The sequence below is a fragment of the Actinokineospora sp. genome (genome assembly GCF_052390155.1).
Taxonomy (GTDB): Bacteria; Actinomycetota; Actinomycetes; order Mycobacteriales; family Pseudonocardiaceae; genus Actinokineospora.
This window is the reverse complement of the sequence record NZ_JBQTHF010000067.1, coordinates 48174-57906: the sequence shown is the minus strand read 5'-3', so window position 1 is coordinate 57906 and position 9733 is coordinate 48174. Positions and strand designations below refer to the sequence as shown.

Annotated in this window: 13 protein-coding genes and 1 pseudogene; 12 read left to right on the top strand and 2 right to left on the bottom strand. The window is 68.1% G+C overall.

All coding sequences use genetic code 11. The annotated features are described in order from the left end of the window. The first annotated feature begins 148 nt into the window (after nucleotides 1-148). The 10 genes and pseudogenes from ACT4N7_RS22945 to ACT4N7_RS22900 all read left to right on the top strand — a co-directional run bounded on the left by ACT4N7_RS22945 (nucleotide 149) and on the right by ACT4N7_RS22900 (nucleotide 7020). Complete coding sequence (locus ACT4N7_RS22945) at nucleotides 149-385, top strand: hypothetical protein (RefSeq protein WP_444830887.1); 237 nt, start codon at nucleotides 149-151, stop codon at nucleotides 383-385. Beyond that, a complete protein-coding gene (locus ACT4N7_RS22940; protein WP_444830886.1) occupies nucleotides 382-732 on the top strand; it encodes a CPCC family cysteine-rich protein in 351 nt (116 codons plus the stop codon). Before ACT4N7_RS22945 ends, ACT4N7_RS22940 begins: the two co-directional genes overlap by 4 nt. Nucleotides 733-817: 85 nt before the next feature. After that, a pseudogene (locus ACT4N7_RS22935) lies at nucleotides 818-1009 on the top strand (DUF6444 domain-containing protein); the annotation flags it as partial. A 27-nt stretch (nucleotides 1010-1036) separates the two neighbouring features. Then, nucleotides 1037-2293 carry an IS66 family transposase gene (gene tnpC, locus ACT4N7_RS22930; protein ID WP_444830893.1) on the top strand — a complete coding sequence of 419 codons (1257 nt, stop codon included), beginning with the start codon at nucleotides 1037-1039 and terminating at the stop codon, nucleotides 2291-2293. A 330-nt stretch (nucleotides 2294-2623) separates the two neighbouring features. Further along, the gene (locus ACT4N7_RS22925; protein WP_444830885.1) at nucleotides 2624-2803 is read left to right on the top strand and encodes a hypothetical protein; all 180 of its coding nucleotides are present in this window, start codon (nucleotides 2624-2626) and stop codon (nucleotides 2801-2803) included. Between the two features lie 322 nt (nucleotides 2804-3125). Then, the gene (hisD, locus tag ACT4N7_RS22920; protein ID WP_444830884.1) at nucleotides 3126-4448 is read left to right on the top strand and encodes a histidinol dehydrogenase; all 1323 of its coding nucleotides are present in this window, start codon (nucleotides 3126-3128) and stop codon (nucleotides 4446-4448) included. Then, nucleotides 4445-5545 (top strand): histidinol-phosphate transaminase, encoded by a 1101-nt coding sequence (locus tag ACT4N7_RS22915; RefSeq protein WP_444830883.1) that lies wholly within the window; start codon nucleotides 4445-4447, stop codon nucleotides 5543-5545. Before hisD ends, ACT4N7_RS22915 begins: the two co-directional genes overlap by 4 nt. A 2-nt stretch (nucleotides 5546-5547) precedes the next feature. Then, on the top strand, nucleotides 5548-6150 hold the full coding sequence (gene hisB / locus ACT4N7_RS22910) for an imidazoleglycerol-phosphate dehydratase HisB (protein WP_444830892.1): 603 nt from the start codon (nucleotides 5548-5550) through the stop codon (nucleotides 6148-6150). 38 nt (nucleotides 6151-6188) lie between these two features. Further along, nucleotides 6189-6350 (top strand): hypothetical protein, encoded by a 162-nt coding sequence (locus ACT4N7_RS22905; RefSeq protein WP_444830882.1) that lies wholly within the window; start codon nucleotides 6189-6191, stop codon nucleotides 6348-6350. A 70-nt stretch (nucleotides 6351-6420) separates the two neighbouring features. Further along, the gene (locus ACT4N7_RS22900) at nucleotides 6421-7020 is read left to right on the top strand and encodes a hypothetical protein (RefSeq protein ID WP_444830881.1); all 600 of its coding nucleotides are present in this window, start codon (nucleotides 6421-6423) and stop codon (nucleotides 7018-7020) included. A 13-nt stretch (nucleotides 7021-7033) separates the two neighbouring features. Here the strand turns inward: ACT4N7_RS22900 and soxR are convergent, their stop codons facing one another. Further along, nucleotides 7034-7480: a redox-sensitive transcriptional activator SoxR gene (soxR, locus tag ACT4N7_RS22895; protein ID WP_444830891.1), complete on the bottom strand. Its 447-nt coding sequence runs from the start codon at nucleotides 7478-7480 to the stop codon at nucleotides 7034-7036. Between the two features lie 40 nt (nucleotides 7481-7520). Beyond that, nucleotides 7521-8051, bottom strand: a complete 531-nt coding sequence (locus ACT4N7_RS22890) for an RNA 2'-phosphotransferase (RefSeq protein ID WP_444830880.1) — start codon at nucleotides 8049-8051, stop codon at nucleotides 7521-7523. Between the two features lie 85 nt (nucleotides 8052-8136). Between ACT4N7_RS22890 and ACT4N7_RS22885 the strand changes: the two genes are divergently transcribed. Beyond that, on the top strand, nucleotides 8137-8817 hold the full coding sequence (locus ACT4N7_RS22885) for a thiamine pyrophosphate-dependent enzyme (RefSeq protein ID WP_444830879.1): 681 nt from the start codon (nucleotides 8137-8139) through the stop codon (nucleotides 8815-8817). Between the two features lie 3 nt (nucleotides 8818-8820). Then, entirely contained in the window at nucleotides 8821-9732 is a 912-nt protein-coding gene (locus tag ACT4N7_RS22880) for a transketolase family protein (RefSeq protein WP_444830878.1), read from the top strand. Nucleotide 9733 lies beyond the last annotated feature (1 nt).

The window sequence follows — 9733 nt, the reverse complement described above, 5'->3', positions numbered from 1 at the left end:
TATGATACATATCAGGCGGTCCGTTTTCGTGAGAACTGAGTCTGGTAACCCAATTCTCTCAACAAACGGGCCGCCGCTCACGTCAACACGCCGGGCCAGTTCCCGATCGGCCACGTGAATAAGCCTCTATGACAAACACGGTGATGAAATGGGTTATGAGACGAAGGCCGAGTATGAGCATGCGGCTATCGACTTGGTTTGTGAATGCGATGGTCGACGGCCGGGAGTTCGAAAAAAGAACGACAGCGATGGTAGGTCGTATTATGTCGATACGGATAGTGGCGAATTCGGAGTCAAAGGCAGTCAAGGTGGGGTTGTAACTCACTACAACGTACAGAATCCGGCAGAATATTTCGCCAGACGACCTGGGATTGAAAAACTGTGACTCACGTGACCGAGAAAAGGTTCCCATGTCCTTGCTGTGGGCGCGTGGTTCACGCGCAGGAGCCAGGATCCCAAGGAGTGTGTCCTGTATGCTTTTGGGAAGATGACATTGTGCAATTGGCGTCGCCAGAGTTCGCGGACGGCGCGAATAGGATCTCTCTAATTCAGGCGCAACGGAATTATCAAGTTTACGCCGCATGTGAATTGAGATTTCGATCCAAAGTTCGATATGCCGACGTTGACGAACCGCTCGATTTCGGATTCAGGTACATCGATCTAGACCATGACAGATTCGACTCGCCTCGGCAAGACTGCGCTCCTCGGAGTTCTCTGTATTGGTGGAGATAGGAGGGCGGGTAGCTATTCAGCTGTGACCTGAGTGCCTGGTGGGGGTCGCGGCCTGGGTGTGGTGTGCCTTTGAGATGATCTTGGGGTGTCGGTTTCAGGGTTGCCGGAGGGTGTGTCCCTTGAGGAGATCCTGGCTGAGCTTGTCGAGTTGAGGCGTGTGGTCGCTGCTCAGGCGGAGCGGATCGCGGTGTTGGAACGGCGGGTGTCTGCGGATTCGTCGAACTCGTCGCGTCCGCCTTCGTCGGATGTGGTGTGGGAGAAGAAGCCGGCGAAGAAACGTTCGTCACGGGGCCGTTCGGGCCGCATGCCCGGCAAGCAGCCTGGTGAGTCGTCCTCGTCGCGGTCATTGGTCGATGAACCGGATCGGGTCGTGGTGATCGAACCCGACCGGTGCGGGAAGTGCGCATCGCCGCTGGTCGATGCGACCGAGTCCGGGCGTGAGCGGCGTCAGGTGGTCGACGCGCGGCCGGTCCGGCCACCAGAGGTGACCGAGTATCAGCGGGTGTCCAAGACATGCCGGTGTTGCGGGACGGTGACCACGGCCGGTTGGGACGCGGTTCCCGCCGAGGACCCTCGCCGGGATGTGGTGGCCGCGCCGGGGTCGCCGGTGCGGATCGGCCCGGAAACCCTCGCCAGGTGCGCGTTGTTGACCTGCGGGCATTTCCTGCCGATCGGACGGGCGCGGGCGCTGCTGGAAGCCTTGACCGGGATGGACGTCTCCACCGGGTTCCTCGCCGGTGTTCGTGGGCGCGCGGCCCGCAGGCTGGAGAAACGGTTCACCGCGCACATGCAGGCGTTGCTGGCCACCGCGCCGGTGGTGCACGCCGATGAGACCACCGGTCGCGTCGCCGGGAAACTGTCCTACGTGCACGTCGCCTGCACCGAATACCTGACCCTGATGCACGTCGGTGGCCGCACCAAAGGCGATATCGACGCAGGTGGTGTGCTGCCCGAGTTCACCGGAGTCCTGGTGCGCGACGGCTACCCCGGCTACGAGCACCTGACCCAGGCAATGCACGCCTGGTGCGGGGCGCACCTGCTGCGGGACCTGCGATCGATCTCCGACGCCGACCCCGACGGACAACTGTGGGCACTGGCGATGGCCGACACCCTGATCGAGGCCCATCACGCGGCACACCAGGCCCGCGAGCGCGGCGTCACCGTGCTCGATCCGACCGTGCCGGCCCGTATCCGCAACCACTACCTCGGCGCCTTGGCCCAAGGACGAGACGACAACCAGGGACAACGCGGTGCCCTCGCCACCGACGCGAGAACCCTGATCCGCCGCTTCCACCGGTTCCAGGACATGATCCTCCGCTTCGCGGTCGATCTCACCGTGCCGTTCACCAACAACGCGGCGGAAAGAGCCGTCCGCCCGGTCAAGATCCAACAACGCACCTCCGGCGGCGCCTGGCGCACACTCACCGGACTCACCGACTTCGCGATCGTGGCGTCCTACCTCGACACCACCACAAAGTGGGGCCTGGACAAACTCGAAGCCCTCCGCCAACTATTCACGACCGGCGCATGGCTACCCCCAACACTCACCCCAGCTGAATAGCTACGTCAAGCCCTGTAGTAGACTGGTATCGCAACGGCCCCACCTGTAAGTCGTGTTCCGTGAGAAGAAGACGATCTTACTTGATGGGGCTGTTGTCTTATATGCGGGTGATCAACAATTCTGAATAACGCTCCATGCATCCGGGTGTCCCGCGATAGGCGAGTTTCTCGAATAAATGCTGCTATTTCTATTCGGATAGGAAGGACTGCGATGGCAATTAGCGTACATGTTCGAACGTATACTGGCGAGATGGTCGGAAGGTCGACTCATCGTGGCATACCGGCATTGTGCAATGCTGCCACCGAGGCTGGGAAAGCCATGCTGGGCAACGTGGATCCGTACGACGACACGATGTTCAATGAAGGTCAATTGCGGGTTATTGCGACTGAGCTGGATGAGTTGATCCGTGACTGCCCTGGGGATATAGCGGCGGCGGCCCATGAGATCATGGACCTTATGCAATTTGTTAAGTCCAGCCAGCATGGACAGATGGTGTTTTCCGGCGATTAATCCTTCGGAACCTTGACTCCCATCCCAGTCGAAGAGGCGAGTCGGGGATTTTGCGGGTGGGGGCGAATTCAGGCGGTCATAGCATGTGATCTTGGTGTTCGGTGGGGAAGGATTCCCTGTGTGCGCAGGATGTTGACGTTGGCTGATCGTGAGGAGATCTCGCGTGGTCTGGCGGAGCGGACCCACGGCGTGCAGTTACCACCTCCGAGGCCATGGGTGGCTGCTGTGGGGACCGCCCGGTGTGGCGGGTCTGTGACCTGCCCGTCTCAGCCGGCGGGAACCGCTTACCCTGGAGTGGTCGCCTCGCTGTCGGAAGGACACCATGCTTACGCGTACCGACCTGCGCTCCGCCGTTCCGTCGCCCGCCGAGTTGCGTACCGCGCTGCCTCGGGCCGAGGTCGACGTGGATGCCGTGCTGGACCGGGTGCGGCCGATTGTGGCCGGGGTGCGTGAGCGGGGCGTCGAGGCGGTGTTGGAGTTCACCGAGAAGTTCGACCGCGTCCGGCCCGCGTCCGTGCGGGTGCCCGCCGCCGAGTTGACGCGGGCGCTCGCCGAATTGGATCCGGCGGTTCGGGCGGCGTTGCAGGAGTGCATCGAGCGGGCGCGGGTGGTGCACGCCGAGCAGCGGCGCACCGACGTCACCACGCAGGTGGTGTCGGGCGGCACGGTCACCGAGCGCTGGGTGCCGGTGTCGCGGGTCGGGCTGTACGCGCCGGGTGGGCTCGCGGTGTATCCGTCGAGCGTGGTGATGAACGTGGTGCCCGCGCAGGCTGCGGGCGTCGAATCGCTGGTGGTCTGTTCGCCGCCGCAGGCCGACTTCGGCGGACTGCCACACCCGGCGATCCTTGCCGCCGCCGAACTCCTTGGTGTGGCGGAGGTCTGGGCGGTCGGCGGCGCGCAGGCGGTGGCGCTGCTCGCGTACGGCGGTACCGACACCGACGGCGCCGAACTGGTCCCGGTCGACATGGTCACCGGGCCCGGCAACATCTACCTCACCGCCGCCAAACGCCTGCTGCGCGGCCTCATCGGCATCGACTCCGAGGCGGGGCCGACCGAGATCGCCATCCTGGCCGACGCCACCGCCGACCCGGTCCACGTCGCGGCCGACATGATCAGCCAGGCCGAGCACGACCCGCTGGCGGCGAGCGTGCTGGTCACCGACTCGGTCGAACTGGCCGATGCCGTCGACGCCGAGTTGGTGCGCCGGGTCAAGGCGACCAAGCACAGCGAGCGGGTGGCGACGGCGTTGAGCGGCAAGCAGTCCGGCTGCGTTCTGGTGTCCTCTATGGACGATGGACTGCGGGTGGTTGACGCCTACGCCGCCGAGCACCTGGAGATCCAGACCGCCGACGCGCGGGCCGTGGCGGCGCGGGTGCGCAGCGCGGGCGCGATCTTCGTCGGCGCCTACGCCCCGGTGTCGCTGGGCGACTACTGCGCGGGCTCCAACCACGTGCTGCCCACCGGCGGCTGCGCGCGGCACTCGTCCGGGCTGTCGGTGCAGACGTTCCTGCGCGGCATCCACGTGATCGACTACAGCGCGGACGCCCTGCGCGCGGTCGCCGGGCACGTGGTCGCGTTGTCACAGGCCGAAGACCTGCCCGCGCACGGCGAGGCCGTCACGGCCCGCTTTCGGGACGAGCCGTGACGCCGGGGGAGCGGGCGGCGCTGAGCGAGCTGCCGCTGCGCGCGGACCTGCGCGGTCGCTCGCCCTACGGCGCGCCGCAGATCGACGTGCCGTACCGGTTGAACACCAACGAGAATCCGTATCCGCCGCCGCCCAGGCTGGTCGCGGACATCACCGCGGCGGTCGGCGAGATTGCCGGGAACCTGCACCGCTACCCGGATCGGGACGCCGTCGCGCTGCGCACCGACCTGGCGGACTATCTCGCCGGGTCGACGGGCGTGCCGCTGACGGTGGCGAACCTGTGGGCCGCCAACGGATCCAACGAGGTACTCCAGCAGATCCTGCAGGCGTTCGGCGGGCCGGGGCGGCGCGCGCTCGGGTTCGAGCCGTCGTACTCGATGCACCCGATCATCGCCGCGGGCACCCGCACCGAGTGGGCGCCCACGCCGCGCCGGGCCGACTTCTCCCTCGACGTCGACGCCGCCGTGCGGGTGCTGGCCGCCGCGGCGCCCGACGTGGTTTTCGTGACCAGCCCGAACAATCCGACCGGCCAGTCGATCCCGCTCGGCGACCTGCGCGCGCTGGTCGCCGCCGCGCCGGGCATCGTGGTGGTGGACGAGGCGTACGCGGAGTTCTCCCCGCAGGACAGCGCGGTGCACCTGATCGAGGAGTTCCCGACCCGGGTGATCGTCAGCCGCACGATGAGCAAGGCGTTCGCCTTCGCGGGCGGGCGGCTGGGCTACCTGGCCGCGGCGCCCGCCGTGGTCGAGGCGTTGCTGCTGGTTCGGTTGCCCTACCACCTTTCCGCGCTGACGCAGGCCGCCGCCCGCGCGGCTCTGCGGCACGCCGAGGCGACGCTGGCCTCCGTGCACGCGTTGGCCGCCGAGCGCGACCGCGTGGCGCACGCGCTGGCCGGACTGGGGGCCGCGGTGGTGCCCAGCGACGCCAACTTCGTCCTCTTCGGACAGTTCGCGGACGCCTTGGTCGCCTGGCAGTCCTATTTGGACCGCGGGGTGCTCATTCGGGACGTCGGCATCCCCGGACACCTGCGCGTCACCATCGGCATACCGCTGGAGAACGACGCGTTCCTGGCCGCCAGTAAGGAGATCGTGCAGTGAGTTTGGTCAATCGGGTCGGCCGCGTCGAGCGGGCCACCAAGGAGTCGTCGGTCGTCGTCGAGATCGACCTCGACGGCTCGGGCAAGGTCGAGGTCTCGACCGGTATCCCGTTCTACGACCACATGCTCACCGCGTTCGGTGCCCACGGCTCGTTCGACCTGCTGGTCCGTGCTACCGGCGACACCGACATCGACGCTCACCACACGGTCGAGGACGTCGCCATCGTGCTCGGCCAGGCCCTGCACAAGGCATTCGGCGACAAGTCCGGCATCCGCCGCTTCGGCGACGCCTGGATTCCGATGGACGAGACCCTGGCGCACGCCGCGGTCGATGTGTCCGGCCGGCCGTACTGCGTGCACACGGGCGAACCCGATGTGATGATCGGCTTCACCATCGGTGGCAACTACCCGACCGTCCTCAATAGACACGTGTTCGAGTCGGTCGCGTTCCACGCCCAGATCGCGCTGCACCTGCGCGTCCTGCACGGCCGCGACCCGCATCACATCACCGAGGCGCAGTACAAGGCGTTCGCCCGCGCGCTGCGGGCGGCGTCCGAGCCGGACCCGCGGGTCGGCGGCGTTCCGTCCACCAAGGGCGTGCTCTAGGGTCTCGCGTGTTCGCTTAGGGACTGGAGGAGTGCGCCGTGCCCAGAGACCTCGTCACCATCGGCCTGATCGCCGTCGCGGGCATCCTCATCGGCGGCGTGTACGCGACCTGGAAGTCGGCCAAGGTGATGGCGGCGCTGCTGTTGGTGCTCGCGGTCCTGGCGGGCGGCGGCGCGATCGCCTGGTACACCTCGACCTGACCTGTCACGGATGCCACACGGTGCGCGATGTACCTGGCGTCGGCACATGATCCAGTGACGGGCGCGACCAATGACGACACGACGGTTGGAGGTCTTCTCCCTTGTCGTGGCCGTCATCGCGCTGCTGGGGACAGGTGCCCAGGCGTACTTCTCGCATGTGCAGATCCGGGATCTGCGCAAACAGTTCGAGGAGTCCGGCCCGGTCCTGCAGGTCCGCTCGGAACTCCAGGTCCAGTTCAGCGACAAGCGCCCCGCCCCGAAGAACGGCACCGACGCCGAACTGCCGATCGTCACCGCCCGCGACTTCGACACCTACGACCAGTTGTTCCTGAAGGTCATCGTCACCAACGTCGGCCGAATGGAGACGACGCTGCTCGACGGACGGGTGCGGATCGCCGAGAAGGCGTTCATCACCACCGCGGGCACGTCGGAGGTCGCCACGTTCTGCCAGAGCGCGGACACCCAGGAAGCGGTCAACTGCGGGAACGTCCTGCCCCTGCGACTTCTGCCCGGCGCCAAGTGCGACCTGTACTTTCCCCTCAAACAGTTCCGCGCCTCGTTTGGCCCACCCGTCGTCGGGACCGGGCTGCCGATCATGCTGCGCTCCACCGGCCTCGCCGCACCCGATTTCACCCAGACCTTCACCTCGGGCATCAGCGTGCGGATCTGACGCCCGCCTCGCGCTAGCCGACGCCGCCCTCCGTGGCCGCCTTGAGCCGCGGTGCCCCCGGTCCGAACGCGGCCAACTGGTCGTCGGCGTTGAACAGGTGGCAGGACTTGAGGGACAGGCAGCCGCAGCCGATGCAGGACGTCAGGTTGTCGCGCAGGCGGTGCAGGGCGTCGATGCGGGCGTCGAGTTCGCCGCGCCAGATCCTGGACAGCCTGCTCCAGTCGACCTTGGTCGGGGTGCGCTTGTCCGGCAGGGTCTCCAGGGCGTCGTGGATCTCCTCCAGGCTCAGGCCGACGCGTTGGGCGGTGCGGATGAACGCCAGCCTGCGCAGCACCGCCCGGGCGTAGCGCCGCTGGTTGCCCGCCGTGCGGTGCGAGGCGATCAGCCCGCGCTCCTCGTAGAAGCGCAGCGCGGTGTGCGGGACACCGCTGCGGTCGGCGACTTCGCCGATGGTCAGCATCTCGGGCAGCTTCGACACCCCACCTAGCTTACCCGCGACCTCAAGCTAGGTCGAAGTACCCGACCGGGACGTGCGCCACCAGCCACACGCCGTTGGCGCTGACATGGAACACGTGCCCGTCGACGACCATCGCGGCGGCGTCGACCGTCAGCACCACGGGCTTCCCGCGCCGGGCGCCGACGACGACGGCCGTCTCCCGGGTGGCGGACAGGTGCACGTGGTGGCGGGCCATCGGGCGCAGGCCCTCGGCGCGGATCGCGGGCAGGGCGGCGGCGACGGTGCCGTGGTAGAGCAGCGCGGGCGGCTCGGCGGGCGGCAGCCCCAGCTCGACGGGCACGCTGTGGCCCTGGCTGGCGCGGACGCGGGTGCCGGTGTCGTCGAAGGCGTAGCGACTCTTGCCGTTCTCCGCGACCACGCGCGCCAGCGTGGCGCGGCTCATCCCGAGCGCGGCCAACAGGTCTTCGACGTCGGCCCAGCCCGCCGGGTCGAGGGTGATGCCGACGCTGCCGGGGGCGTGGCGCAGGACGCGGGCCAGCCGCTTGGACTGGCGGATCAGTTCTCGGTTCTCCATGGCACTGTGGATTGGATCACAGTGCCCCATCGGCTGCCACCGGTTTCCTTGACCTCCACCAAACTCCAGGTTGCACGGTTGTCTCATGACACAAGACAGCGCCTACGCCGACCTGGGCCCGCTGTTCCAGCGGATGACCGGCGACGAGAAACACGAGTGGGCGGCCGCGTCCACTCTCGACGTGCTCTGGGTGCTCTACGACCGCGTCCTGCGCGTGTCGCCGGAGCGGCCGGACGATCCCGACCGCGACCGCCTGCTGCTCTCCAAAGGCCACGGCCCCATGGCCTTCTACGCCGTACTGGCCGCGAAGGGCTTCCTCGATCCCTCTACATTGGACACCTGGACCGAGTTCGACTCCATCCTCGGCCACCATCCCGACCGCACCCTGGTGCCCGGCGCGGAGATCGGGTCCGGCTCGCTGGGCCACGGCCTGGCCATCGGCGTCGGCCAGGCGTTCGGGCTGCGCGCGCAGGGCCGCGCCGCTCGCGTCGTGGTGCTCGTCGGCGACGGCGAACTCGACGAGGGCAGCAACCACGAGGCGATTGCCGTCGCGGGTCGGTTCGGCCTGGACAACCTCACAGTCGTGGTCGTCGACAACCGCAGCGCGAACCATGGCTGGCCCGGCGGCATCGCCGCCCGGTTCGCCGTGGAGAACTGGGCGAGCGCCACCGTCGACGGCCGCGAGCACGACGCGCTGCACCGCGCGTTCACCACCGACCACCCCGGCAGGCCGCTCGTCGTGGTCGCCGAGATCGCGAAGGGCTGAGCCATGACCACGCTCGACACCGCCACCATGCGCGAGGTTTTCGCCGCCACCGTCACCGAGGCCCTCGACCAGGACCCGCGGCTGGCCCTGGTGCTCGCCGCGATCTCCGCCGACCTGTTCGCCGGACCGCTGCGCGCGTACCCGGACCGCGCCGTCGACCTCGGCATCCGCGAGCAGGCCATGATCGGCGTCGCGGGCGGCCTGGCGCTGGCCGGGTTCCGCCCGGTGGTGCACACCTACGCGCCGTTCCTGATCGAGCGGCCGTTCGAGCAGATCAAGCTCGACCTCGGCCACCAGGACGTCGGCGCCGTGCTGGTCAGCATCGGCGCCTCCTACGACAACCCGGCGATGGGCCGCACCCACCAGGCCCCCGGCGACGTCGCGCTGATCGACACGCTGCCCGGCTGGACCGTGCACGTGCCGGGTCACCCGGACGAGGCGGCCACGCTGCTCACCGGCGCGCTCGCCGCCGACAACCGGGTCTACGTCCGGCTCTCGGCCCGTGCCAACACCGCGCCGCACCCGGTCACCGGCGGGTTCGTGCCCGTGCGGCACGGCAGCCTCGGCGTGGTGCTGGCCGTCGGCCCGACGCTCGACGCGGTGCTCGCGGGCACCGAAGGTCTGGACGTGTCGGTGCTCTACACCCCGACGGTTCGCCCGTTCGATCGTGCGGGGCTACGCGCGGCGGTCGAGTCGGCGGCGCCGAACGTGCTGGTGGTGGAGCCGTACCTGCGCGGCACGTCGGCGGCGGAGGTGGCCGAGGCGCTCGCCGACCGTCCGCACCGCCAGCGCTCGGTCGGCGTCCGCCGCGATCTGGAGGTGCGCGCCTACGGCACGCCGCAGGAGCACGACGCGGTGCACGGGCTCGATGCCGCCGGGGTGGCGCGGGCGGTGCGCGAGCTGCTGGTGTGGTGAC

What these genes read in the sequence shown, in the direction of transcription:
- ACT4N7_RS22945 (WP_444830887.1), top strand. Translation starts at nt 149, where the DNA reads ATGGGTTATGAGACGAAGGCCGAGTATGAGCATGCGGCTATCGACTTG.
- tnpC (WP_444830893.1), top strand. Translation starts at nt 1,037, where the DNA reads ATGCCCGGCAAGCAGCCTGGTGAGTCGTCCTCGTCGCGGTCATTGGTC.
- hisD (WP_444830884.1), top strand. Translation starts at nt 3,126, where the DNA reads ATGCTTACGCGTACCGACCTGCGCTCCGCCGTTCCGTCGCCCGCCGAG.
- ACT4N7_RS22900 (WP_444830881.1), top strand. Translation starts at nt 6,421, where the DNA reads ATGACGACACGACGGTTGGAGGTCTTCTCCCTTGTCGTGGCCGTCATC.
- soxR (WP_444830891.1), bottom strand. Translation starts at nt 7,480, where the DNA reads ATGCTGACCATCGGCGAAGTCGCCGACCGCAGCGGTGTCCCGCACACC.
- ACT4N7_RS22890 (WP_444830880.1), bottom strand. Translation starts at nt 8,051, where the DNA reads ATGGAGAACCGAGAACTGATCCGCCAGTCCAAGCGGCTGGCCCGCGTC.
- ACT4N7_RS22885 (WP_444830879.1), top strand. Translation starts at nt 8,137, where the DNA reads ATGACACAAGACAGCGCCTACGCCGACCTGGGCCCGCTGTTCCAGCGG.
- ACT4N7_RS22880 (WP_444830878.1), top strand. Translation starts at nt 8,821, where the DNA reads ATGACCACGCTCGACACCGCCACCATGCGCGAGGTTTTCGCCGCCACC.